We start from the raw sequence: 23,977 nt of genomic DNA, 5'->3' as shown, positions 1-23,977 counted from the left end.
ATATTTATATATTTTTTATTAGATCTTTATGTTGAAATTGAAGATTTTGAAAAAATGATCAAACTTTAAATCAAACAGAAAACCGTCATTTCGATCAACCTTTTTTCGAAATGACGGTTTTCTATTTGTATTTAGATTGAAAGAAGCTTATTTAGGCGGAAATATTATATGTTCGTAGAAAATTCATTTTCCTTTTGTTCATAGTTTTCACGGCGATTTTTGATTTTTTGTAATACACTATCTAGAACATTCCGTTCAGACAGCGTTTGATAAAGGACATTCTGTACCTGTGCAGCTTCCTTGTTTTCTTCTTGATTACTTAGAAATTCACTGAATGTTCCCATATAATCATGATAATCTATGTTGGAAAGTGTCTTAGCAGCTACCTGTTTGTGCTCTGTTAACGCAGAAGTAAACTGTTTACGTGCCTCATCTGGTTGGGCAGGTATTAGTTTGATTTTACCTCTTGTATCTGAGTCTCCTGTGAAGTCAAGGAATTGATAATCGAACGCCAATGGTTTAGCAAGAGCGATATGAGCGTGAAGAGCAACAGCATGGTCAGGAAGTTTTTCAGTTATCTCACGAAGGATATCGTTTCCTTTGTCAAGATAACGACTGCCATCGAGTGCAAGTACACGGCCGACTTCTTCAGTGAAAAAGTCTTGAGCAAGGAATTCCTGATCATATCCGGTAGGCGGTAAAACTCGAAGCCTTAAGTTATTTGATACGATGTTATGACCGTTTATTTGCATAGCCACTTGAATGTTATAAAATCCTGGGTCATCAATTAACCAGCCATTTTTCCCTACGGAAACGAAAATGGTTTCGTACAGTGATTCACCAGGCATTATTACTTTGTTCTCTCTGTTCCATAAATATTGAACATGAGGTAGTAACCGACGTCCTTGTTTTCCATCTTTTTTAACCATTACAGACATTCCATATAAATCGGACAATAAATGTTTATTGATGGACTGAGGTTGATTCGAAGTATTCGTTAGTTTGATTTCAATAACTGTAGGTTCTAACCATTGGAATATAGGTGATTTACGGTTAACCCTCAATTCAAGATTAAAAGAAGGGTGAATAGAAATGATTGGTTGCTCAAAACCATGATCTACAGCCCAGTCAGCATTACCCATTTGTACGAAGCGCTCAGGTGCGTGTCGCATAAACAACAGTTCTTGATCACTAAAACGATACTCGAAGTTTTTAAAGAACTCCTTGCCATTAGATTTACTATCAAAATTGTAAGGATAATTCATAAAGCTTAGAGCCTTTGGTTCTGGGATAAGAGGACGCTCCAAAGGTTCCCAAGGATGACCTAGATGTTTTTGCCAAGAATGCAGAAGATTAAAAGCATGTCCCATCTCATGGCAAGCACACCAAAAACGATAGCGCTGTACAAAAGCTTCAGGAGCGGGATCACCTTTAGGAGGATCGGCAATAAATGAATTATTGAAAATGGCAGTCCCTTGGCGATGATTCGGACCTATGCTATCAAACATAATACCGCCCAGACCATGGCCTTCTTCAGCTTCCGAATTTGCAAAAAATGTCCACATGGACCATTGGGGCTTATTATCAAAGTGTGACCAATATACTTGCATGGCATCATGCATTTCTTGAGTGTTCCACTTTTTATCAGTCCCGGCATAGTCTTTGGAAACAATATTATTACCGTCTGATATTTTTACATCAAACCCAGTTCGTTTAAAAACCTCTGCGATTGATAGAGTTTCATCCGGCAAAGATGCTGGCTTGTCTGGATGCGCGTGTGTTTGATAGGTCGTGAATGGTGTTGTCCCTTCTTCTGCATCAAATTCAAATTCCACAGGATGGAAGTAAGGAGATTGAAACTGGAACGTACTAGTTTTGTCTGTCTCCCCTCCAATCAGAAATGCGACTTCCGCAGTATGCTGTTCAGGCAATGAACCGCGTGTTACTTGTATTTTTACATTTGTATAAGGAAATGATTGTAGTTCGTCTAGGTATTTATTTCGAATATTGCCTGTCCAAGTATTTGGTCCATTAGCTGTTAACTTGGCAATCCAATGAATAGTAGAAGACTGGTTTGAAATAATAGTTCCGCTTGCTACCAATTGTGAGTAGTACCCGTCTACGTCGAGGCGAAGTTCCTCACGGATTTGCTGTTCACTCCATGCATATAAGCCACTAATTGGTGCGAGGGGAAATTCTCCTAAACTGGAAGGGGTAATGGCTTTTACTTTTGGTTCGTTAGTTTTGTTTTGATCCATCTGTATTACCTCCATGTTTATTATTTTTTTGTCTTTCTTCCTCAATCCCAAGAGCCACAATGCTACGTTAAAAAATGCAAAATGTATTTCAAGTATTATATATGCAGCAGAAACTATAAATATGACACTATAAATAGTAAAATAAATACAGTGAATAAAAATGCTGGAATAATCTAATTATTTCCCGAGAAATACAAGAATGAGGAAAGAAGGTGTGGTAATGCATTATAAGGAGTACGGAGATCTACATAAGCCACTCATATTGTTGATTCATGGGGGTGGTGTTGGAGGGTGGATGTGGGATAAACAAGTCCAATACTTTTCCGATTATCATTGCGTAGTACCAGAATTACTAGATAACGAGGCTAATAATACCTCTGATTTTTCAATTGAAGATAGTGCAAAAAAACTTCTAACTATAATAGAAGAGAAAGCAAAAAATAAACATGTTATAGTAGTCGGTTTTTCATTAGGAGCACAAATTGCTATTCAAATGGTTAGTTTAAAACCGCAATTAATAGATTTTGCCATCATCAACAGTGCTTTAGTGACACCTTCCCCAATTGCAGAAAAATGGATTCGACCATTGATAAAATTGACTTTTCCCTTAATAAAAAATAAATCATTCGCCAAGCTTCAAGCTAAAACGTTATATGTAGATCAAGACTATTTTGAGCAATATTATGAAGATAGTTCAAAGATAAAATTAGATACCCTTATTAAAATATTGCAAGAGAATATGTCGTTTGCCATCCCACATGATTTTTCGAAAGCCCAATGTAACATTTTAGTAACGGTCGGTGAAAAAGAGAAGGGCAACATGAAAAAATCTGCACTCCATCTTATAAATAGCAATCCTAATTGTCAAGGTGTTGTGTTATCTAATATTGGTCACGGTGTCTCATTAGCGAACCCTGAGTTTTTTAACCGTTTTGTTGAAGAGTGGATTAAGGATGGGAAGTTACCAGAAGGGGAGGTTATCAATTAGTCAATAGTGCAAAAAGGAATCTATTTTTACTTTTTGCCTATTCTATATAATAGGTAGGGGAGATATTTGTAAAACGTATGCCATATTTATAAGTTGATTGGTGTGGGGATTGGAGGATATAGGATGAATAGGCAAGATACACTCGTAGAAGCTGAAGTATTGGCGTTTCTAGACTCGGGTTCGACACCTGTCGTCTCCATATTCACTCGAGGAACGTGGATATATCAAAGTTTTAAGATAATCGAGTACACGAAAAGTACAAATTGTACTAAATCAATAGAGCAGGCATCATATTTTGATGTCTTGCTCTATTATTTTTATAGCTTCATCTTGTGAATTAGGGTAAAGGTGAGCATAAGTATTTAATGTTTCAGCTACATCTTTATGACCTAATCGAGCAGCAACAACAGTTATAGTGCATTTTTTATTAATCAAATATGAAGTGTGCGAATGTCTAAATTCATGAATGTGGATTCTGCGGACGTTCGATTTTTTTAGATATTTATCATACATACGATCAAGTTGTGTTGGCGATAAAGGTCTAGTGCCTGTTTCACCTAATATAAAACAATCATCTTCCTTAAAAGCCTCTGGCAAACTTTCTTTGTAGTCCATCATTAACTTTACTAAACTTTCAGGTATTGAAACAACACGCTCCGAAGCTTCAGTTTTTGTGTCATCTACACCGAATTTACCTGCACTAACTTCGATAAAAACTTCTCTTTTCTTATCATCAACGTTTTTCCATTGTAACCCCAACAATTCGCCTTTTCGTATACCCCATAAAACAGTAATAGAAATGCGATTTTGTATTTTATGTTGTCGATGGCGTTATAAAAATCCTCAAATTCATGTACTTCCCAAAAGTTAAGCCTTTTAACTGGTTTTAATTCGAAATTACCAACAACAGCTGAAGGATTCATTTTTAAATTGTGATGTTTCATACCGAAATTAAAAATGGCCGATAGCCTAGTGTGAATAGATAATAATGTGTCATTCGCTAATATTATTTTTTCCCCAACGTTGTTCAAATTTAGTTTTCATCATGTAATCTTGCCATTCTATAATATCAGCTGTACTAATGCGTTCTATTTTTTTCTTGCCGAAATAAGGAATTAGATATTTTCTTGCTATGGGTTCTACTTTTGCAAAAGAAGCTGGTTTTCTTCTAGTCTCATACCAATTTAGATACTTGATGGCAACCGCTTCGAAAGTCAATTTAGATACATTTTCAAGTACACCAGCTTTCATCTTTGCCTCGTACTCTTGGGCTTCACCTTTACTTGTGAATCCTGTTTTCTTATGCTGCTTCTTTGTACCATCAGGTAATTCAATTTGCATTTTAACCCAATATTTTCCTCGTTTTTCCCCTTTATATACAGGCATAATATCCCTCCTATTCAAAAAAGAGAGTAGCATCTAGCTACCCCAAAGTGACCGCGTATAAAATTACTTTTGCTAAAATTTCAACTTCACTCTCGTTGTCTTTAGAAATGGCGAAATCAAAATATCTTGGATTATTAGATTCAGGACTAAAGACTACATAATCACCACGCACACTAAAACGTTTCATTGATGATTCATTATTATAAGAATAAATAACGATGTCATTATCATGTAATTCATGTTCTCCCACTGGAATACAAACAACATAACTATTGTTTGGAATAATTTTATCCATACTATCGCCGTTTACTTTCATCATGAATGCACCAGGGCGATCAGCATTTTTACCTAACATTGTGAATTAGCTGTTGCTGAGTCCAGGGCTAAAAAATTAGAAGAGAGTTTAAAGGCTAAACCTATCGAAGCGGCAACTGTTGAGGTAATTCCTGAATCGGTGCAAAAAGAGCTGGACCAATTACGTGACAAAGTGAATGAGTCGACGGATCCTGCAGAGATAAAATTCAAATTGCGTTTTGAATCATTAGTAAAAGAATTTGATTCTACATTGGTGGCGATAGAAGAAATAATTGAGGTTGAAGGTCGAGAAATACATGTTTATCGATGTGAAAAAGAAATGCATCAACTGCACATAACCCTACAAGGTGGAGTGCCAGTTTTGGTTGAGGGTTCATATTCGATTAGGAAATGTTGAAAAAAGAAATAAACAAACAAGGTAGGTGTTGATAAAATGAGAATGAAAAATTTAGAAATAAACTGCGATGGTCTGTTAGAAGTTGATATAATGAAGTTACCTGAAAACTGTGTGATTATTTTATCTGGTGGTAAGGCCAAGGTATCAGAATTGCCAGCATTTGCAGAAACCAAAATTGTCACTCAACAGGGCAGGGTAAAAAGAGTAAAGTGGGACGAGGGTGAGGAGTTTTGACAGAGAAAAATTTAAGTAGAAAACAAAGGGAAATAAAAAAAACAAAAGAACAAAAGCGGTTAAAAAGTTCAAGAAATGAAAATAGAAAATTTTCCAAAGTAGAAGAACTAAATAACATGTTATTTGATGCTTATATCAGTAAAAATGATGCAGCTGCAAGACTAGATAGCATGTTATTTCATAATAAGGAACATACTTATGTTAGAAAAGAGAGTAGTAAAATAAAAAATATTTTAATAGGTGTATTTATTTTCGAGATATTATTTTTCTTGTATTTAATAATGTATTTTCCGTTTCCAGATCTGGCTGAAAAATCAGTAGTGATTGGAGGGTACACGATAGTAGTTGCGGTTACAATGCCTATAATACAAAATATATTAAATAAAAGTGATGGTAATAGTAAAGTGGAATATTTATTGTTTTTTATCTCAGAACTATTACTTGAAGAAAAAGCTTTTGAAAATCCTGAAGATAGGATTAGATATGAGGAAATTTTGTTTAAAATTCAATTTATAAATAATTCAGAAATTATCAGAAAAGAAGAATTTGAACATTATATTAATGAAAAAAAAATAGATGAAATTATGAGTGAAATAAAAAAATATGAACAGTAAGTTCTATCAGCCCTCTGAAGGACAACATTTGTTAGTAGTTGGTGCTACTTTCATTTGTTGTTCTTTTTTATTTTGTGAAAAAAGGGAGATGTTAAATTTGTATGAATGGTTGAAAGATTATCGAAAGCTTGAAGAACAAATAACTTACCTTGAATACAATCTCGATAAAACAAAACGTGAATTGAAGCGTTGAGAGAACGTAAATGATTTAGGTAAATATAAACTAGAAGCTAAATCATTAGGTGCAAATGTAGAAGAAAAGATTGAAGCAATTGAATATGAATTAGCTCATAAATTAAATGACCTTCATGATTTGAAAAAACTCATTAGTACATTCGATGGGCTTGAATACAAAATACTCTATCGTAAGCATGTGGAAGGCAAGGCGCTCGAAACAATCGCTTGTGAATTAAACTACAGTACAAATTACATCAAGATGAAACACGCTAACATAATGCGTATGATGCAATATGCTGAAAAAGTATCATCTAAGTAATGTATTAAAATAGTACCTTACTATGTAGTTGCTGAATCTATTGAAAATCCGTTATATGATAGTAGTATCAAAAAGCGCACGGAAATGTGTAAACAAAATTTCCTTACAAATATAAGCACGTTTACTTTGTACGTGTATGTCGGAAACAAGCATGAGAGGCCGTAGAAATAGTACGGTCTTTTGTTATATCAAAATTGTGTTAATGTAATCACCTTCCGTTACAATTATAATTGTAATGGGGGAGATGTTATCTATGTCTAATTTAAATAAAATAGAACAATGTATCCAAGATATGAAATTCAGAGACGAATTAATTGATGCAATGTCAAAAGATGATTCTTTCTTAACTTTTATTGATGTTAATTTGATAATAAAAACAGAAAACGAAAGAATCGTAAAAAACAATATTAATAGCTTAAAAAAATTAAATGAAAATGATGTATTAATAGTAAAAGCTAGAGCTAAACAACTTGAAGAAAATTTAGATCCATCTAAATATTTCCCTACAATTTTAGGGGTATTTGGATTTTTAATGATTATTTTTAGATTACCATTGGGCGAGTTTTCTAAATTAGAGCAACATTCCGTATCTCTGTTAACTGGTATTTTAACCGGTGTTATCGCTATTTTTTTATTTCTTAGTCTAGTAAGAATTCAAAAGAAAAGAGGGAAGGCAATCTACTTTAATAGTTTGATAACAAATATTCACAAATAGTAATTTGTCCAAAGCCACATCTAACAAGGTGTGGCTTTTTATTATGCCTTGGGAGGTGGTGAATGGGATTGGATGTATTCTTAAATATCTTTATTGTATTCGTAGTCGTAGTCGTTGGAAGTGTTATCGTGATTAGTTGAAATAGGCAACGTAAGGCAGTAGATGCAGCTTACAATAAAGGATTGGCTGATGCTAAGCGAACGACACGGGAAGTAATCAACGATATAAAAATAAAGGTGAGTGAAGGCAAGTCGTTTCATAGGGCAGCTGATGAAGTAGCTAACGAAATGAAAAGGATGCTAAAAGAAAACAATCTACAATAGAGGAGGAAACCATTGATGCATGTACTGATCCGCACAACAGCTAATGGTAAAGGGTAATCTAAAGAAGCCTGATACGATCCGTGAGTATATCTAGGAACAATTAGTAGCTGAGCGATTATCTATTCTACTTTTTGGGGTTTATGGACTAAAAATTGAATAAGGAAATTTGTGGACATATGCAAGGCAAAATGACCATGATAATATTAGTATGAAATATTTGTTATAGATAGCAAAAATTTATCCCTTTGGATTTTGTTGTCTATTTATTTTGAAATTGTATAAAATGTAAGTTAATATAATCATGAATACGTGTATTTTTTAGTTCTTTAGTTTCTGTGTATTCTCCAAATATTAATTTATTTACCATGTATTAAATTTAGCAAAGGGGAAGATTGAATTGACAAAATTACAAACTGAATTTCATAATTTTATACAAAATTTAAAAGCCTTAGAACTATTTATTAAGGTTCAAGATGAATTAATGAATATTAATTTTAGGAGCAGAGGCATTAAAAATAATGATTTTACCCAAGCTGCAGCAGAGCTTTTAAGCGATGTTTTACAATTATCAAAAAATTTTAGTGAAGGAAATTTTGATATTCAGATAATAAATGAGACAAATGAAAAATTTGCTGATAAAGGCGTAAATATCTTTGCAAGAGAAGTCGAAGATAAGGAAACCAGAGAAGTTGCCTTTAAAATCACTAATTCTCAAATGGAAAGAGAAATAGGGGAAATAATGAGGATAGTCGATTTAATTACAAGACAAAAAGAATTACTATACAGGAACTCACTAACAAGTTTAATGATATATTTTGAAAATTTAATCTCAAATATTATAAAGATGAGATTATTTAAATTTCCAAACGCATTTAATCCTAATGAAAAATCTATTAAATATAGAGATCTTATGGATTTTGAGAGTTTAGACGAGGCGTTGGAACATTTAATTGAAATTGAAGTTATTGATATAATGTACGGGGGATTCAAAAGTTGGATTTCTTACTTAAATAAAGCAGGAGTTAATACAAAAAAAATAGATTTATTCACAGAAGTGATTAATGAAGCTTATAGTAGAAGAAACTTATTTGTGCATAACGATGGAGTAATAAACAATGTATATTTAAATAAAGTTTCTAAAGAATACTCGCAAAAAGTAACTAAAGGGCAACGACTTTCTATTTCTGAGGATTATTTAAATAAGGCAGTTCACAATGTTAAAATTTTTGGAGTAATACTTTTATTGGAAGCGTGGAAAGTGTTCAATAAAGATGGTGAGGACGATGCAAACGACTATATATTTAAACAGGCTTTTGAATCAATGCAAGAACAAGATTGGGAGTTTGCTAAATTTATTTATGAGTTTTTACTTGCAGAAGCTGACACTCATGCCGATAAAATTATTACACAGATGAATATATGGCTATGTGAAAAGGAACTCGGGAATTTTGAAGAGATTAAAAAATCAATAAGAAATTGCGATGTGAGCGGATTACAAACTTATTTTCAACTGGTTAAATTATCTTTATTAGAAAACTCAGACGAATTTTTCCGAATTTTAGATCGCGACCCTGATTCACTAGATATAGAAGAATTGCGAGAATGGCCAATACTTAAATATATGAGGGAAGATTCAAGAATGAAGAAATACTTGCAAGAAGTCGAGGGTATTACAATTAATTAATAGGTATTACATATAGTGTCGAATTATTAAAATTTAAGATGAAAGGTCACATCTAACAAGGTGTGGCTTTTTATAATGCTTATATATTCATTTGATTTTCTCCATGATAAGATAATCCTAGTAAATCTTGGAGGAATTAAAATGAGAAGAGTCATAGAAGTAATTCTTTGTATTTTTGCAGGAGTATTTTTATTTGGAATTTTAGCGATTGCTTTTCAAGTAATCGGAGAAGACAGTCCTAATAAAGCCTCAATTATCGGAGGGATATTAAGTATGATTGGTGGTGCATTAGGAGCTTTAGGTGCTTATATTGTCGCTACTTATCAAATGAACAAACAATTTGAAAACCATGAAAAAAACAGAGCTTTAGAATTAAAAGTAAACAAATCCAATACAGCTTTAAACAAATTAGTTGAATTGAAAGAATTTGTTCATAAAATAAAAGGTGAATTAACTAATATGGAAGTTGAAGTGAGTGGAAAAATATTAAGAAAAAGACTTCGACTTATAAACCAGTATAATTTGGTAGATAATAGTTATCGCGATCAATTAAAGCTTGATATTGATGAAATATTAAGTTTTAGAAAAGAAATTGAGAAATTAAAAATTTTTATAAAAAATGAGGTAGATATTGATACGTTTAATGTAGAAGTTTTTAAGTTCATTGATGCATATAAAAATTACATAAATTTAAATTGGGAATTTGATGATTCTATTGATGCATTAAAAAATGATGTTTATTTAAAATGGATAGAAATAAATGGAGAGTTCAATTCTAATTATGAAAAATTTATAGAAGTTTTGAATGAAAATATTATTAAAATCGAAAATTACATTACGAAAATCCTAGAAGTCAAATAATTAAATGTCTAAAAAGGGAGCATCCATTATGGATGCTTTTTATTATGCCTTGAAGATTGCATATCCTATCGACTATCAAGTAATCGTAGGCGTTAATCGTGAGGTTATGAATAGGGTGTGCAGTCTTGAAGATATAAAGTCGAAAGCTAAACAGACTATAAAAGCTAATGAGCAAATCATTATGAATTGTGGAGGGTAAAGTATATGCCATTAACAAAACAAAACTAAAACGTTTAACGGTGCACGTGAATATAAAGTTCCATTTGTATTTGTAGGTATTGAAGCAGAAGGAGTCAGAGAGGTAATCACAGTGCCAGCTATTTCATTCGATGCGAAAGAACAGTTCTACATCAATGCATACAGCGATGATTTAGTACACGTAATGAATAGCAAGGTGAGTGTGTTTGGATTAACATACGGCAATGCAGATGCAGTACATGATCTAGTCTAATTGTGGAGGGCTGAACAATGAAATGATTAAAACTGAATGTAAACAAGAACTAATCAAGCACATTAATAATAATGAGTTGATGAAATTTTATAAGAGCCGTGAGTGGATGTCTTTACGCAAAGAAGCGTTAAAGCGTGACAACTATGAATGCCAGTTATGTAAAGCAGCTGGTCGCTATCACAAAGCTGAAAATGTTCATCACATGAAAGAAGTTAAGACGCATCCACATTTGTCATTGACTCTAAGCAACTTACAATGCTTATGCATTAAATGTCACAACGATGTACATGATCGACTAGAGATAACGAGGGCAACCAAGTATATGAATGATGAGAGGTGGTAACATGCAACTCACAGATGGCACATGGACATATGACACTGATGTTATCGAGGTAGCTGTATTAAAACCACAACATGATTGGTATGAGCGAGACATGCTGAACGCCTTTACTCGTTACGCTTACTATCGATACAAACAGATAAGAGATTGTGTCAATGCTCGTAAGTGCAAGCACATGACGATTGAGAAGGTACGAGAACAATTGAAAAACAATAACAAACTTGACTTCGCATGTAATTTGTTGTCGATTTCGGCCGAAGAAATTTGGTACATCGTTGACTTCGCTGATCAGCATTTAAAATATGTAAAATAAATACCCCCCGGTCAAAAAATTCCGGCTTTTTTAAGGGATTCGTTCAACGGGTAGGGTTCTGTACTCGCAAATTTTTTTTGAATTTTTCTCGCGTAAGGGGGGGGATGGTGAATAAAAGAAAATTAAATGCGATAAAAAAAGAGTTGATGGCGCTCATCGATAAAAATAGAAATATCGAAGTTGAGAAGGTCGAACGTTATATTAATCTTATAGAGATATATTATATGTTAGATGCAGCGATAGAAGAATTTGGTGTGATGATTACAACAGAAAATGGCTCGCAAAAATTCACCAAACCTAATCCGGCCATCGCAGAGAAAAATAAAATTAATGCTTCGTTAATCGCTCTTGGTAAAGATTTAGGTTTGGATAAACCATTACCGTCACAGACTACAACTAATAGTGGTAGTGATAGTAGAAGTGATTTGACTTAACTTAACGTGTTGCGACAAAAATATGTAGATGAATATATTTCACTTTATCGAGAGGGTAAAATCAAGCTTAATAAAGAGGGAGAACTTTTAATTAAATATTTAGAGCGTGATATTTTGTCACGTGATGACTTGTATTTCAATGACGAAATGATTGAGGACTGCATAAATTTTGGGGAGAAGTGGTACTTTCCTCTGAATGCTTATCAGAAGTTCTTAATTGCTTTCGTTTTTTTATTTTTTAAAAAGAATGACCGCGTGTTTTACAGAAAACATTTGTGGATGCTTGGTCGTGGCGGCGGTAAGAATGGATTAATCACGGTTATTTGAAATTTCTTGATTAGCGATTTACATGGTATTAGAGAATATAATATTTAGGTTGTGGCTAATTCTGAAGAACAGGCACAAACATCTGTGGAAGAAGCAGAAAAAACAATCAAACGGAATAGTACTCTACAGAAATATTTCAAAGCAACAGCTACTAGAATAATTTCCAAATTAACAGATAGTGTTTTTAGATTTAGGACATCTAATGGTAATACAAAAGACGGTTTGCGTGATGGTGCAGTCGTATTTGATGAAATACATTATTTTGAAACAAATAAAGATGTTCGTGTACACATTTCTGGTCTTGGAAAAAAGGCAAATCCACGAGAATTATATATCGGTACAGATGGTTATATTCGAGATGGTTTTTTAGACAAGCTCAAAGAAAGAGCTATGAATGTATTAAATGGGGAAGCTCGATCTGATGCTTTATTTCCGTTTATCTGTAAGTTGGATGATGAAAAAGAAGTAGATAATCCAGAGCTTTGGGAAAAAGCTAATCCGATGTTGTCTAAACCGCTGAGTGAATATGCACAAGGTCTTCTCGACACAATTTATGAAGAATATGATGACTTAGAAGAAGATCCGTCAAACCGTGAAGAATTTATGACCAAACGCATGAATTGTCCAATAACGGATTTACAAAAATCGGTGGCTACTTGGGATGAAATCATGGCGGCAACTGAAAATGAAATGCCTGAATTAAAGGGGCATGAATGTATAGGTTGTTTAGATTACGCTAGTATTAGAGATTTTGCAGCATGCGGATTATTATTCCGACCAGAAGGTAATTACGCATTTAAAGCTCATTCATTTGTCCGTAAAGAGTTTGCGGATATTTTTTATGCTTATTCAAAGAAGCGGAATGAAAAGGATAACAAAAAAATATTAGCTCCTATTCGCGAATGGGAAGAAAAAGGACTGCTTACTGTAGTTGACGAGCCGACAATTGGTATTAAACATATCGTGAATTATTTTGTGGAAGCGCGGAAAATCTATAAAATTAAAAAGATTATCATTGATAATTTTAGAGCTGACTTAGTACGAACGGCATTAGAAGATGCTGGATTTGAAGTAGAAGTTATACGTAATCCGAAGGCAGCAGATGCATTACTTGAGCCTCGAATAGAAACGGCATTTGCAAATAAGCAAATTATTTTTGGATATAATCCGCTGATGCGCTGGTATACGAATAATGTGCTAGTCATCATCAAAAAGGACTGCAATAAAGAGTATTCAAAGAAAGAGCCAATTCGAAGGAAGACAGACGGATTTGACTGTTTTGTTACAGGTATGTGGAGAGCTGATGAACTACTCGTCACGAAAATTATTACGAAAGAAAATGTTAAACGGGCTATTAAAACTTATAGCTATTAGGAGGTGAAATTAGAAATGTGGCAATGGATTAAACGATTTTTAAAAAAAGGTAAATTAGAGAGTTTGAAAGATTACTATTATTAGTTATCAGCTGAGTATTATTACAAAAAATTAGCTGTAGAAATATGTGTGAATCTTATCGCTAACGCTTTATCGAGATGTGAAATAAAAACCTATAAAGAAGGAAAATTGTATAGAGGAAACATGTATTATGCTTTAAATGTGCAGCCTAATCAAAATCAAAATGCAACTGCCTTTTTCCATAAAGCTATTCGAAAACTCATTTATGAAGGTGAAAGCTTAATCATCATGGAAAATGACAATTTTTATATAGCTGATAGCTTTAATGTTAAAGAATACGCCTTCTATGAAAACGTATATTCAGGTATCCAAATAGGTGATTTGACGCTTGATAGAAAGTATTCAGAATCCGAAGTTATTCGTTTAAAACTTACAGATACAAAAATATTGTCAGTGATCGATGAATTATACGAATCACATGGGAAAATGATTGAGGCGGCTAAAAGTTATTACAAGCTAAAAAATAATAAGCGAGTATTAATTAAAGGTGATTTTTTAAGACCGCAGGATGAAACGCAAGAGGCGATTGATGACATGTTTGAAAATCAATTGAAGAATTGGTTTGATCCAGACAAGAAAGGTGTTGATTTCCAATTACAAGAGGGTTTTGAAATTGAAGATATGTCAGATTCAAAAACAGGTTTAACAATAGATAGTCGAGATATAAGTAACCTAGTGGATGATATTTTTAATTATGTAGCGATGGCATTTCATGTGCCGCGCGGACTACTTAAAGGCGATTTGGCTGACATCGATAAACAGACTGATAACTTTATTATGTTTGCGCTGAATCCTCCTGCAGAAATGACGGAAGATGAATTCAATCGTAAGGCTTATTCAAAAGATGAATATTTGAAACGAACATATTTGAAAATTGATACATCAAAAATAAAAGTGTCGGACAGTACAGAAATAACAACAGCGTAAAGCTATGAATGCCGAAAAGGTTACAGAACTTTCTCAGGTACCACGTATGTCTTTGAAACGTACACAAATTGGCGAAAGTAGGTGTTATATGAATATTGAAATGTCATTACTTTTCGGAGCCATAGGAGCCTTACTAGGCGTTATCGGTGTGATTGTAACAATGAAAAAAGATAGTAAAAATCAGGGGGCAGTTGAGGCAAGTATATCCTCAAAAGTGGATTACATTGCAAGGGGCGTCGATGATATTTGATTGGATTTAAAGGACCAAGCGAGAAAAATTGAAGCCCATAACGAACGGTTAGTACGTGTGGAAGAATCAGCAAAGCAAGCACATAAACGAATTGATAAAGTGGAGGGAATTACACATGAAAATTAACTAGAAAGTACGTATACGCCACAAACAATTTTGGGTGTCATTAATTGCATTACTTATTGTGCTCGCTAATCAAATAGCGGGCATTTTTAATGTCGATATTACGATTTATAACGGCCAAGTAACAGCCATTTCTGAGACGATCCTAAGCATTTTAGGTTTGCTTGGTATTATCATTGACCCAACAACAAAAGGTGTTTCAGATAGTACACAAGCGTTGTTTTACGATACCCCAAAGGACGGTGAAACGAAATGAGTAAAATCATTGATATATCACATCACCAGGGAGATATTGATTGGTCTAAAGCAAGAAAAGAAGTTGAATTAGCCATTACCCGCACCCAATATGGTACGACCACTATTGATCGTAAATACGTTCGAAATATCGAAGGTTGTAAAAAATACAACGTGCCATTCGGTGTACACATTTATGTAACGTTCAAAAATAAGACCGAGGCATTGGCGCAAGCGAAAGACTTCTACGAACGAGCGCAAGCGCATAAGCCGTTATTTTACGTTGTGGATGTTGAGGAAAGTTTCGGAGCAAGCGTTCAAAATATTGTACAAGGCACACAAGCATTCATCGATTATTTAAAAGGCAAAGGCGTCAAAGTTGGGCTGTATACAGGACACCACTTTTACAAGCCGTATCAGATGAACACTGTTAGAAACTATGATTTCCTATGGATTCCGCGCTACAGCCTCACGAGCGCGCCAGGTTTAAAGCCTGATTATCCATGTGATTTATGGTAGTTCAAAGAGAAGGGGACAGTTGCTGGTATTAAAGGCAATGTGGATTTAAATCTACTAAACGGTAATAATCCATTATCTTGGTTTACCAATAAAAATGAGGAAGACAATAAGCCGACAGAAAAGGATGATGATAAAATGCAATTTACAATTAAAGAAACAAAAGCAGCAGTTCGTGACTACATTGAACAGGCAATCGATAAAAAAATAATTGATAAATCTTGGTTAGAGAAATTCGATGAAAGGGAGCTAACTACAGGTGATTATGAAGGTTTAAAACTTATCATTGCACAGCGTAGTTAGTAATAGAAAAGCCGAGGTACTCAATTGATATGCTCCCTATTAGGTAGACAGATTAAAAAATAAAATCTATTTAACTAAGGGGAGTATTTTTGATGAGACATAGCAAACATCAAATCGAGTTAAAACTAGAGATTGATTACTATATTCATTTTTATAATCTTCATCGCTACCAAAAACGATTAAACGGCTTGAGCCCCTTAATACAATTTTTATTATTTCCGCTGTCTACTTGACGGGTTGCAGTTCAAAAACATACTATCTCGGTCGTTTTTTTGCTATTAATTAGAACATCCAATAGGTTTGATGTATCATATAAAAAATATAGACAAGCAATTAGAAAAAAATGGTAGTATTTACATAATGATACATTTACTCTTAAAAAGGGGTGATTATATGAAAAAAAAGTAAAAAAGAAATGGATTGTTTTTTTACTGATATTAATCCCTGCATTATTAGTCATTGTAATACCATTTTTGAGCTCGCATTCTTCTCAAATAAAAACTGAATTATCCATTTTAGAGGCAATTAAACTTGCATACCCTTCTGCTTTGGAATGGGATGAAGATGCACAATTATTACAAGCAGTAAATATAGATTTAGAAGATAAGACAGAGAAGTTAATTGGGAGTAATGGGAAAAGAAAATATTGGAATATTTCATTTGGAGTGCCAGATACTAATAAGTATTTTTTAGTAACCATTCATGATGGAAAAATAGATCAAGAAAATGATTTTACGAGGAATGATGCTTCTCCTTATCCCAAAAAAGAGTTTTTAAGATTGGGAGAGATAAACTACGACTCACCTCAATTACTTAAAAAAGCACTGAAATTTGGTAATATTAATCCAGGTAAAGATTGGGCCAAAGGCTATAATTTTATGATTCGGAAAGACCCGGAGACAGGTACTCCCCTAATGTTAGTAATAGGATGGAATAATGACCAAAAACAAATGGTAGCTGTTTATTTTAATGTCAAAAATGGAAAGCATCTTGTTTCATCAAATTAAAGGAGATGGTTAAAAATGAGGAAGATAGTATTTTTAATAACAACATTATTAATTGGGACTGTGTTTAACTTTACACCAGAAGCATACGCTGCCACACAATATCATAAAGATCAAAATACTACCGCTTACACAGGTTTAACAATTGGGCATGGGGCCACTTATGGGTACTATAATGTGCAATATAACACAGTTGCCGTTCATAAAGATTTTAATAAAAACCCTGTTATTCCTTTTGGAACTTCAATTACTCTTGATAGTTCACTATATTTAGTAGGACCTAATATTAACAAAAGTCAATTTACTGTTTCCGATACTGGTGCTGGAACGGGGTTAAGTACTTACTGGATTGATGTTTATTATGGATTATCAAATTCAGTAAATGATACGAATGCTAAATTATTTGGCAATGCTAAAAAAGTTTCATATAGTGCTACTTATTAAAGGGAATATAAATTGTATGTATTATAACCATGCTTTAACTTGATACTACCTATCCAAATAAGTATATTCTACCACCTCGTACTATCATTTTGGTGAATGTATCATTAAATATACAGATAAAAAACAGAAACTATAATATGAACTGCCCCGTAAAAGTAAATGCTGAACGACATATTCAAGCAGTCCAGTGATAGAATGGAAATGAACCTATGATTGATATCGCGAAAGATATCGGAGTGACAGCTAAGGTTGTAAGTGAATGGGTTCGCCGTTATCAAAAAAAGGGTGTAGAGACTTTATTAAAGTCCTATACAAAATATTCAGCTGACTATAAAATGAATGTACTTAATTATATGAGAGAGACAGGTACATCTTCGATTGACACAGCTGCACTATTTAATATTTCATCTCCTGGCATGATTCGGAATTAGAAGATGAAGTTTGAGGTTGGTGGTTATAATGCCCTCGTTTCTAAAAAAGAAGGGGCATCCATCCATGAAAAAAGAAAACAAAAGAACAACGAAATCAACACCAGCTGAAGGATCTGTTGAGGCCTGAGAAGCACGTATTAAACAAATAGAAATGGAGAATGCGTACTTAAAAAAGTTGAATACTTTAGTTCAAATGCAAGAAAAATTACAAATCAAATCAAAGCGCAAGTAATTTATGAACTAAAGGGAATCTATGAAGTGGTGGAATTAATCAAAGTCACTGATATTCAACGCATCTATAAAATCGTTGATAATTTTTTCTTTATGCCACAAGGATATGAGGAAGAAGAAGGTCTTCGGGAATGGTATTTAAAGTATTTTATTTCAACAATGGTTTTACTTATTTTCGTGTTAATAAAGTTTGGTTTTTAGTACAAATAAAAGTACAAAAAAAGTACAAAATATGTTTTACAACATTACTTTCTGTCGTAATTTTATTCACAAGAAAATGAATAAAACCTTGATATATAACGGTTTATCGTAACTATGTAAATATGGTTTAACAGTGTGTAGTGACACCTGTCGTCTCCATACATAAAGTGACTACAAACGTAGCCATATCAACAATTTAACAGACTATGGATATTGAACGGGAGTTGATCTCTTGTTGAATATCCCTTTTCTTATCCCTACATATTTTAACTATTCGTAGACCTTCAAATTCAGTAATGAAAGTGGAGGTTTTTTTGTTTTGTCTAAAAGTAGAAAGCATGGTGTATTTGCAGTAAGTGGTGATGTGGTTGTACTGCCCACAAAACAGTATGAGGACGTTCGCGATGCTATTACAGTAGCTGCAGCATTGGAAACGGTATTTAAACAAATGCAAATTGTGGGGCATCGGCAACGTACTATTGAAAGCTATGAATACATTTTTAATCAATTTATGACGGTTAATCGTTTACAGTACGTTGAGGATATTTCAGTAGAATCAATTTATCATTATTTAGATGTATTAGAAGTTTCGCCGCGAACAAAGTTGATTCGTTTAAAATCAATTAAAGCCGTATTAAGCAAGTTCTATAATAACAGTTGGATTAAAGACCGCATCTGGGCGACTATCCATATTAAAGTGGATAAAGAGGTTAAAGAAGGGGCGAAAGAATCGGACATTGGTAAGCTATTGCATCTAATTGACCAAACAACTTTTATTGGTTTTCGTGATGCTGCAGCCATTAAGTTAATGTATAAAACGGGGATTCGTATTAGTACGTTAGGTAACTACGCGAACGTCATATTGATTTTGATAATTTATTTTTAAAGTTAGATGGTTTAGCTTTGAAGAATCACAAATTTTTAAAGCTGCCAATTGATGAAGAAGTAGCTGCAATATTAAAAGTTTTAATCAAATTAAATGATGGTGTTAGAGATCATTTCGGTACAGGTAATCATAATGTATTTATTACACAAAATGGTCTGGCTATGAATACTAATAAATCATCTAATTGTGCGAGTTCTAAACAGTTAAATAAATATGCTAAACGATATGGATTGAAAAATATCAATGCTCACGCAATTAGACGAGCATATGCAGAGAGTTTACTAGAAAAAGGGGCAAGTGTCGCGTTGATTAGTAAAGCGTTAGGACATAGTGATTTAGCGGTAACCACACAGTATTTAGATTTAGATATTGAAGAACTAGCCAACAATTTGAGAGATATTTTTTAATTGTATGTCCTAAAAATCAAGTGAATTGCAAGTAAGTAAGTAAGTAGGTAATTTCCTATTCACTTTTTTCTTTGAAAAAAATAAAAGTGAATGTCTTAAAATCACAGAATTGAGCTTCAGGAAGCCCAATTCTTCAGAGGTGGGAGGAATGAAGTGCTTTTTTGTGAGGGGTACTCCTCCGTAGGTAGAGCTACCTGCCTTCGTTAAAACTTATTGCCAACACAACATCGGTTGTGTAAATAAGAAAGTCTTATGGAACAGAGGATAAATCAAAGATGTTGTACACAGGACATGGCAACACCATCTGTGGAGAGCTTTGTAACGCTTCTCTTAAGTATATAAGAACCCCACTGCTTTAGCTGTGGGAGTAGTCAGATTAATCATTGAAAATGCTTGTCATTTTCTCTGCAACCTCTTCGGTAATCGCAAGAAATCGTTTGGAAATTGATGTCATGTAACGATCCTTAAGTGTAATTATATTAAGTTTTGTTTGTAACACTGGATTTGCTAGTGGTCTAAGTACCGGTAAATCAGGAGAATTAAGTAGCTTGAAACAGCTAGGTACAAAACAAATTCCTGCGCCTTTCATTACCATCATAAGTGTTGGTAATGTTTCTGTCCCCCAGTAAACGACATTAGGCGTAAATCCACTTTTTTGGCATGCCTCGATCACATCATCAGCAACACCTGATCCATAAGATGTTGTATTTAAAAGAAATCGTTCGTTTTTCAAGTCTGCAATATCAATAGAATCTTTTTCACATAGATGATGGTTGGGTGGAAGGGCTAAAAGTAAAGGTTCTGTTAGTAGTGTTGAAGTATGGATGTCCTCCGCTCTCACTGAAGTTCGGACAATTCCAATATCTATTTTATGACTTCTTAGTTCTTCTAAAATATATGATGTATTACCCTCGCGAACATGTGTAACTATGTTAGGAGTTTCCTTTTGAATTTTTTTTAAGACATTTGGCAAAATAAATAGATTTGCTGAAGTAGTACAACCCAATTTCACAGTACCTCTAATTCCTTCATGAAACTCGACTAATTTCTTCTCCGTATTCTCAGATAAATCAAGTAATTCTTTTCCTTTTTCATATAAAAATACTCCACTTGGTGTTAATTCAAGAGATCTACCTAAACGATTAAACAAAGTGACATTTAATTCTTGTTCAAACTTTCTAATTAAAATACTTAAGGGGGGTTGAGTCATTTGCAGTGCAGTAGCAGCTTTTGTAATGCTACCTTCCTCAACTACTGTAATAAAACAATGTAAACGATGAAGGTTCATTTTGATAACTCCTCCTTTTAGTATTCATAAAATATATGGAAGTCATATAAATATTATAATTTACATTATAAAAATGTAAAGATATACTATTTTCATAATTAAGAATAATTCAAAAATTGGATCTAAACTGTATTTCAGTTTAGTTGATACCAGAGTGTGTCTATCCAATCGCAAATTATTAATTTATAAATGGAGGTTTTATCAATGACAACTAAAATTACTCAACAATCAAAAACTGTAGAGTTAGCTAAACTGGACAAAAAGCACTTGCTACATCCAGCTACAAATCCGAAGGCTTTAATTGACAATGGACCGCCTATTATCTTTGTTAAAGGTAAAGGCGTTACAGTTACAAGTACGGATGATGTGGAATACATCGACGGGATGTCAATGCTTTGGAACGTGAACTTAGGACATGGGAATCAAGAACTTGCAGATGCTGGTAATAGTCAATTATCTACCCTCGCGTATGCATCATCATTTAAAGGATTCTCAAATGAACCATCCATTCTACTTGCTGAAAAATTAGCTGAGTTAGCACCAGGAGATTTAAATAGTGTATTCTACACTTCTGGTGGGTCAGAATCAAATGATACAGCAATTAAATTAGCTCGTTTCTACTGGGAGCTTAAAGGGAAATCAGAAAAAAGAAAGATTATTGCGCTAACGAATGCTTATCACGGTGTAACAATAGGAGCGCAAACAGCTACTGGTCTTGCAGCATACCACAAGTTCGCATCATCAAATATAGACGGAGTTGTTCGTGCAACAGCCCACCTATTAAACAGCGAGTTAGGTGATAAAAGTGACCCGAACTATGCAGATTCTATCCGTGGAACAATTGAAAGAGAAGGTGCTGAGACGATTGCCGGAATTATTATTGAACCTGTGCAAGGTGCGGGCGGAGTTAATATTCCACCAGAAGGTTACTTAGAAGCAGTTCGTAAAATCTGTGACGAGCACAATATCCTTTTCATGGCAGATGAAGTTATTTGTGGATTTGGTCGTACGGGGAAAATGTTTGGTGTAAACAACTGGAATGTTGTCCCTGATATGATGTCAATTGCAAAAGGAATTACGAGTGGTTATTCGCAACTTGGCGGGGTCATGATGAATGATGAAATTAGAGAAACAATTGCTAACTTCGATGCTGTTATCCCACATGGTTTCACATATAGTGGCCATCCGACTGCTTGTGCGATTGGACTGAAAAACATTGAAATACTAGAGCGTGATAATATTATTGACCACGTAAACGAAATGGAGAAAGAACTTAAAAAAGGTTTAGATTACTTAGCTGAAAAACATAGTATTGTAACAAATTGCAGAGTAATTGGTCTGTTGGCTGCATTTGAACTTTATGAAGATCCAACAAGTGGAAAATTGTTTGATCAAACTGTTTTCCCAGCAAATGCGGTAGTTGACGCATGTTTCAATCGCCAATTAATATTAAGAGCGCTTGGAGCATATAACCAAATTGTGGCAATTGCGCCACCGCTTATTATTAACAAAGAAGAAATTGAAAAAATGATTCAAATTATAGACGATTCGATTACTGCTTTTAAAAATACACGCAACTAAACTATTCCTATAAAGTAAGTTGAGTAGTGGTGGTTATAGTTAAAAAAGGGGAGGTTCTCTAGTGCTTTATATAAATGGTGAATGGCGAGATACAGGAAATAAATTAGATGTAACAAATCCTGCGACAGGAGAAATAATTAGAACTGTTGCTACAGGTGGTAAAACTGAAACTAAAGAAGCAATCGAAAGTGCGAAGAGAGCATTTGAATCCTGGGGTAAGACAACTGGAAATGAGCGCAGCAACTACCTGTTTCAAGTAGTTCAATTGATGAAAGAAAAAACAAAAGAATTAGCTGAAACAATTACACTTGAAAATGGTAAGCCTTTACCAGATGCTACTCGTGAAGTAGCAGGTGCGATCGGCTATCTAGAGTGGTATGCAGAGGAAGCTAAGAGAATTTATGGGGAAACAATTCCTGCATCTGCAGCTGATAAACACTTAATGGTAATTCGCGAACCTGTTGGGGTATGTGCAGCTATTACACCATGGAATTTCCCGTTATCGATGATTACAAGAAAAATTGCACCTGCACTTGCTGCAGGTTGTACGATTGTTTTAAAACCGGCTGACTTAACTCCTCTTTCGGCGATAAAAGTATTCGAATGCTTTCATGAAGTTGGACTACCTGCTGGAGTTGCAAACCTGGTAATTGGCCCAGCTGAAGAAATTGGAAACGAGATGACGAGTAACTCAGACGTTCGTAAAATCACATTTACTGGCTCGACGCGTGTGGGGAAAAAACTTATCCGTGAATCGTCTGATACAGTGAAGAAAATATCAATGGAGCTTGGTGGACACGCACCGTATATTGTATTTGAAGATGCTGATATTGACGCAGCAGTTAATGGTATCTTAGTGTCTAAGTTTATTAACTCAGGTCAAACTTGCATCAGCACTAACCGGATTTACGTAGCAGAAACTGTAGCTGATGAATTCTCAGAAAAGTTAGCTGAAAAGGTATCTAAATTAGTTGTAGGAAATGGATTAGAAGATGGCGTAAATGTCGGTCCAGTAATTAATAAAGTGGCTCTTGAAAAAGTGAAAAGTCAAGTAGAAGACGCTGTGAAACATGATGGTAAAGTAATTGCGGGTGGTAATGTATTTACATTAAATAATGGAAGCGGTTACTTCTTTGAGCCCACAGTTATTCAATATGCAAGCGATAATATGAAGATTACAACAGAAGAAACATTTGGACCAGTTGCACCAATTTATACATTTAAGACGGAAGAAGAGGTAGTTGAAAGAGCAAACCATCCTGAATATGGTCTTGCAGCTTATTGTTATACGCGAGACATTGGTCGAGGCTTACGAATGATGCGTGCTTTAGAGTTCGGAATTGTTGGTATTAATGATCCAGCTCCAGTGGTTGTACAAGCTCCGTTTGGTGGTATGAAGGAAAGTGGAATGGGGAAAGAAGGCGGTTGGTACGGACTTGAGGAGTACTTGGAGAAGAAGTTTGTATCGATTTATTTAAAATAATAAAAAATGTTACTAATCTAGGTAACTATATATATTGTAGTAGACTTATCTACATTCTCCATGTCTCCCCTACATAG

At 34.1% G+C, this 23,977-nt stretch carries 30 protein-coding genes and 3 pseudogenes; 28 read left to right on the top strand and 5 right to left on the bottom strand.

Going from position 1 to position 23,977, the window contains the following annotated elements:
- Window positions 1–164: 164 nt before the first annotated feature.
- The gene (locus tag ACFCYJ_RS22485) at window positions 165–2,258 is read right to left on the bottom strand and encodes a hypothetical protein (RefSeq protein WP_376077247.1); all 2,094 of its coding nucleotides are present in this window, start codon (window positions 2,256–2,258) and stop codon (window positions 165–167) included.
- Window positions 2,259–2,472: 214 nt separating this feature from the next.
- Between ACFCYJ_RS22485 and ACFCYJ_RS22480 the strand changes: the two genes are divergently transcribed.
- Window positions 2,473–3,246, top strand: coding sequence for an alpha/beta fold hydrolase (locus ACFCYJ_RS22480; RefSeq protein ID WP_376077258.1), 774 nt, complete (start codon window positions 2,473–2,475; stop codon window positions 3,244–3,246).
- A 288-nt stretch (window positions 3,247–3,534) separates the two neighbouring features.
- On the opposite strand, the gene ACFCYJ_RS22475 is transcribed toward ACFCYJ_RS22480, so the two are convergent.
- From ACFCYJ_RS22475 to ACFCYJ_RS22465, 3 genes are all read right to left on the bottom strand, one after another.
- Window positions 3,535–4,041, bottom strand: coding sequence for a site-specific integrase (locus tag ACFCYJ_RS22475; RefSeq protein WP_376077255.1), 507 nt, complete (start codon window positions 4,039–4,041; stop codon window positions 3,535–3,537).
- A gap of 198 nt (window positions 4,042–4,239) precedes the next feature.
- Window positions 4,240–4,632, bottom strand: a complete 393-nt coding sequence (locus ACFCYJ_RS22470; RefSeq protein ID WP_376077244.1) for a tyrosine-type recombinase/integrase — start codon at window positions 4,630–4,632, stop codon at window positions 4,240–4,242.
- A 37-nt stretch (window positions 4,633–4,669) separates the two neighbouring features.
- Window positions 4,670–4,987, bottom strand: a complete 318-nt coding sequence (locus tag ACFCYJ_RS22465) for a S24 family peptidase (RefSeq protein ID WP_376077242.1) — start codon at window positions 4,985–4,987, stop codon at window positions 4,670–4,672.
- Window positions 4,988–5,086: 99 nt separating this feature from the next.
- Between ACFCYJ_RS22465 and ACFCYJ_RS22460 the strand changes: the two genes are divergently transcribed.
- The 25 genes and pseudogenes from ACFCYJ_RS22460 to ACFCYJ_RS22335 all read left to right on the top strand — a co-directional run bounded on the left by ACFCYJ_RS22460 (window position 5,087) and on the right by ACFCYJ_RS22335 (window position 19,548).
- Window positions 5,087–5,344: a hypothetical protein gene (locus tag ACFCYJ_RS22460; RefSeq protein ID WP_376077240.1), complete on the top strand. Its 258-nt coding sequence runs from the start codon at window positions 5,087–5,089 to the stop codon at window positions 5,342–5,344.
- Window positions 5,345–5,380: 36 nt separating this feature from the next.
- Window positions 5,381–5,578 (top strand): XtrA/YqaO family protein, encoded by a 198-nt coding sequence (locus tag ACFCYJ_RS22455; RefSeq protein ID WP_376077238.1) that lies wholly within the window; start codon window positions 5,381–5,383, stop codon window positions 5,576–5,578.
- The gene (locus ACFCYJ_RS22450; RefSeq protein WP_376077237.1) at window positions 5,575–6,192 is read left to right on the top strand and encodes a hypothetical protein; all 618 of its coding nucleotides are present in this window, start codon (window positions 5,575–5,577) and stop codon (window positions 6,190–6,192) included. The genes ACFCYJ_RS22455 and ACFCYJ_RS22450 overlap by 4 nt, the downstream gene beginning before the upstream one ends.
- A 97-nt stretch (window positions 6,193–6,289) precedes the next feature.
- Window positions 6,290–6,688 (top strand): annotated as a pseudogene (locus ACFCYJ_RS22445) (hypothetical protein).
- A gap of 253 nt (window positions 6,689–6,941) precedes the next feature.
- Complete coding sequence (locus ACFCYJ_RS22440; protein ID WP_376077234.1) at window positions 6,942–7,403, top strand: hypothetical protein; 462 nt, start codon at window positions 6,942–6,944, stop codon at window positions 7,401–7,403.
- Window positions 7,404–8,123: 720 nt separating this feature from the next.
- Window positions 8,124–9,410, top strand: a complete 1,287-nt coding sequence (locus ACFCYJ_RS22435) for a hypothetical protein (RefSeq protein ID WP_376077233.1) — start codon at window positions 8,124–8,126, stop codon at window positions 9,408–9,410.
- Between the two features lie 141 nt (window positions 9,411–9,551).
- A complete protein-coding gene (locus ACFCYJ_RS22430; RefSeq protein ID WP_376077230.1) occupies window positions 9,552–10,271 on the top strand; it encodes a hypothetical protein in 720 nt (239 codons plus the stop codon).
- A gap of 28 nt (window positions 10,272–10,299) precedes the next feature.
- Window positions 10,300–10,470: a hypothetical protein gene (locus ACFCYJ_RS22425; RefSeq protein ID WP_376077228.1), complete on the top strand. Its 171-nt coding sequence runs from the start codon at window positions 10,300–10,302 to the stop codon at window positions 10,468–10,470.
- A gap of 111 nt (window positions 10,471–10,581) precedes the next feature.
- Complete coding sequence (locus tag ACFCYJ_RS22420; protein WP_376077225.1) at window positions 10,582–10,722, top strand: hypothetical protein; 141 nt, start codon at window positions 10,582–10,584, stop codon at window positions 10,720–10,722.
- Window positions 10,723–10,744: 22 nt separating this feature from the next.
- The gene (locus ACFCYJ_RS22415; RefSeq protein ID WP_376077223.1) at window positions 10,745–11,065 is read left to right on the top strand and encodes an HNH endonuclease; all 321 of its coding nucleotides are present in this window, start codon (window positions 10,745–10,747) and stop codon (window positions 11,063–11,065) included.
- Between the two features lies 1 nt (window position 11,066).
- Complete coding sequence (locus tag ACFCYJ_RS22410) at window positions 11,067–11,375, top strand: hypothetical protein (RefSeq protein ID WP_376077221.1); 309 nt, start codon at window positions 11,067–11,069, stop codon at window positions 11,373–11,375.
- Window positions 11,376–11,479: 104 nt separating this feature from the next.
- Complete coding sequence (locus ACFCYJ_RS22405; protein ID WP_376077218.1) at window positions 11,480–11,809, top strand: P27 family phage terminase small subunit; 330 nt, start codon at window positions 11,480–11,482, stop codon at window positions 11,807–11,809.
- A 6-nt stretch (window positions 11,810–11,815) separates the two neighbouring features.
- Window positions 11,816–13,510, top strand: a pseudogene (locus ACFCYJ_RS22400) (terminase TerL endonuclease subunit).
- A gap of 105 nt (window positions 13,511–13,615) precedes the next feature.
- Window positions 13,616–14,518: pseudogene (locus ACFCYJ_RS22395) on the top strand (phage portal protein); the annotation flags it as partial.
- A 4-nt stretch (window positions 14,519–14,522) separates the two neighbouring features.
- On the top strand, window positions 14,523–14,768 hold the full coding sequence (locus ACFCYJ_RS22390; RefSeq protein WP_376077216.1) for a hypothetical protein: 246 nt from the start codon (window positions 14,523–14,525) through the stop codon (window positions 14,766–14,768).
- The gene (locus tag ACFCYJ_RS22385; RefSeq protein WP_376077214.1) at window positions 14,769–14,894 is read left to right on the top strand and encodes a hypothetical protein; all 126 of its coding nucleotides are present in this window, start codon (window positions 14,769–14,771) and stop codon (window positions 14,892–14,894) included.
- 13 nt (window positions 14,895–14,907) lie between these two features.
- A complete protein-coding gene (locus tag ACFCYJ_RS22380; protein WP_376077252.1) occupies window positions 14,908–15,147 on the top strand; it encodes a phage holin in 240 nt (79 codons plus the stop codon).
- A complete protein-coding gene (locus ACFCYJ_RS22375) occupies window positions 15,144–15,644 on the top strand; it encodes a GH25 family lysozyme (RefSeq protein WP_376077212.1) in 501 nt (166 codons plus the stop codon). Before ACFCYJ_RS22380 ends, ACFCYJ_RS22375 begins: the two co-directional genes overlap by 4 nt.
- Before the next feature lie 39 nt (window positions 15,645–15,683).
- Window positions 15,684–15,944, top strand: a complete 261-nt coding sequence (locus tag ACFCYJ_RS22370; RefSeq protein WP_376077209.1) for a hypothetical protein — start codon at window positions 15,684–15,686, stop codon at window positions 15,942–15,944.
- A 548-nt stretch (window positions 15,945–16,492) separates the two neighbouring features.
- Entirely contained in the window at window positions 16,493–16,951 is a 459-nt protein-coding gene (locus ACFCYJ_RS22360; protein ID WP_376077206.1) for a hypothetical protein, read from the top strand.
- Between the two features lie 15 nt (window positions 16,952–16,966).
- Window positions 16,967–17,392 (top strand): hypothetical protein, encoded by a 426-nt coding sequence (locus ACFCYJ_RS22355; RefSeq protein ID WP_376077204.1) that lies wholly within the window; start codon window positions 16,967–16,969, stop codon window positions 17,390–17,392.
- Window positions 17,393–17,601: 209 nt separating this feature from the next.
- On the top strand, window positions 17,602–17,823 hold the full coding sequence (locus tag ACFCYJ_RS22350; protein WP_376077203.1) for a hypothetical protein: 222 nt from the start codon (window positions 17,602–17,604) through the stop codon (window positions 17,821–17,823).
- Window positions 17,824–18,081: 258 nt separating this feature from the next.
- On the top strand, window positions 18,082–18,255 hold the full coding sequence (locus ACFCYJ_RS22345; RefSeq protein WP_376077201.1) for a hypothetical protein: 174 nt from the start codon (window positions 18,082–18,084) through the stop codon (window positions 18,253–18,255).
- 319 nt (window positions 18,256–18,574) lie between these two features.
- On the top strand, window positions 18,575–19,141 hold the full coding sequence (locus ACFCYJ_RS22340) for a hypothetical protein (protein ID WP_376077199.1): 567 nt from the start codon (window positions 18,575–18,577) through the stop codon (window positions 19,139–19,141).
- Between the two features lie 17 nt (window positions 19,142–19,158).
- The gene (locus ACFCYJ_RS22335; protein WP_376077197.1) at window positions 19,159–19,548 is read left to right on the top strand and encodes a tyrosine-type recombinase/integrase; all 390 of its coding nucleotides are present in this window, start codon (window positions 19,159–19,161) and stop codon (window positions 19,546–19,548) included.
- A gap of 376 nt (window positions 19,549–19,924) precedes the next feature.
- Here ACFCYJ_RS22335 and ACFCYJ_RS22330 read toward each other — a convergent pair whose 3' ends face one another.
- Window positions 19,925–20,836, bottom strand: coding sequence for a LysR family transcriptional regulator (locus ACFCYJ_RS22330; RefSeq protein WP_376077194.1), 912 nt, complete (start codon window positions 20,834–20,836; stop codon window positions 19,925–19,927).
- 204 nt (window positions 20,837–21,040) lie between these two features.
- Between ACFCYJ_RS22330 and ACFCYJ_RS22325 the strand changes: the two genes are divergently transcribed.
- Both ACFCYJ_RS22325 and ACFCYJ_RS22320 read left to right on the top strand, forming a co-directional pair.
- Window positions 21,041–22,417, top strand: a complete 1,377-nt coding sequence (locus ACFCYJ_RS22325; RefSeq protein WP_376077191.1) for an aminotransferase family protein — start codon at window positions 21,041–21,043, stop codon at window positions 22,415–22,417.
- A 61-nt stretch (window positions 22,418–22,478) separates the two neighbouring features.
- Entirely contained in the window at window positions 22,479–23,900 is a 1,422-nt protein-coding gene (locus tag ACFCYJ_RS22320) for an NAD-dependent succinate-semialdehyde dehydrogenase (RefSeq protein WP_376077188.1), read from the top strand.
- The last annotated feature ends 77 nt before the right edge of the window (window positions 23,901–23,977 follow it).

The sequence above is a fragment of the Lysinibacillus sp. NPDC056232 genome (genome assembly GCF_042267565.1).
GTDB lineage: Bacteria > Bacillota > Bacilli > Bacillales_A > Planococcaceae > Lysinibacillus.
This window is presented reverse-complemented; position numbering and strand designations above follow the sequence as displayed.

Bases quoted from the DNA above. Each gene is read 5' to 3' on its own strand.
- ACFCYJ_RS22330 (WP_376077194.1), bottom strand. From the start codon at position 20,836: ATGAACCTTCATCGTTTACATTGTTTTATTACAGTAGTTGAGGAAGGT.
- ACFCYJ_RS22410 (WP_376077221.1), top strand. From the start codon at position 11,067: ATGCAACTCACAGATGGCACATGGACATATGACACTGATGTTATCGAG.
- ACFCYJ_RS22455 (WP_376077238.1), top strand. From the start codon at position 5,381: ATGAGAATGAAAAATTTAGAAATAAACTGCGATGGTCTGTTAGAAGTT.
- ACFCYJ_RS22430 (WP_376077230.1), top strand. From the start codon at position 9,552: ATGAGAAGAGTCATAGAAGTAATTCTTTGTATTTTTGCAGGAGTATTT.
- ACFCYJ_RS22485 (WP_376077247.1), bottom strand. From the start codon at position 2,258: ATGGATCAAAACAAAACTAACGAACCAAAAGTAAAAGCCATTACCCCT.
- ACFCYJ_RS22470 (WP_376077244.1), bottom strand. From the start codon at position 4,632: ATGCCTGTATATAAAGGGGAAAAACGAGGAAAATATTGGGTTAAAATG.
- ACFCYJ_RS22325 (WP_376077191.1), top strand. From the start codon at position 21,041: ATGACAACTAAAATTACTCAACAATCAAAAACTGTAGAGTTAGCTAAA.
- ACFCYJ_RS22405 (WP_376077218.1), top strand. From the start codon at position 11,480: ATGGTGAATAAAAGAAAATTAAATGCGATAAAAAAAGAGTTGATGGCG.
- ACFCYJ_RS22350 (WP_376077203.1), top strand. From the start codon at position 17,602: ATGATTGATATCGCGAAAGATATCGGAGTGACAGCTAAGGTTGTAAGT.
- ACFCYJ_RS22465 (WP_376077242.1), bottom strand. From the start codon at position 4,987: ATGTTAGGTAAAAATGCTGATCGCCCTGGTGCATTCATGATGAAAGTA.
- ACFCYJ_RS22425 (WP_376077228.1), top strand. From the start codon at position 10,300: ATGGATGCTTTTTATTATGCCTTGAAGATTGCATATCCTATCGACTAT.
- ACFCYJ_RS22440 (WP_376077234.1), top strand. From the start codon at position 6,942: ATGTCTAATTTAAATAAAATAGAACAATGTATCCAAGATATGAAATTC.
- ACFCYJ_RS22390 (WP_376077216.1), top strand. From the start codon at position 14,523: ATGAATGCCGAAAAGGTTACAGAACTTTCTCAGGTACCACGTATGTCT.
- ACFCYJ_RS22375 (WP_376077212.1), top strand. From the start codon at position 15,144: ATGAGTAAAATCATTGATATATCACATCACCAGGGAGATATTGATTGG.
- ACFCYJ_RS22355 (WP_376077204.1), top strand. From the start codon at position 16,967: ATGAGGAAGATAGTATTTTTAATAACAACATTATTAATTGGGACTGTG.
- ACFCYJ_RS22415 (WP_376077223.1), top strand. From the start codon at position 10,745: ATGATTAAAACTGAATGTAAACAAGAACTAATCAAGCACATTAATAAT.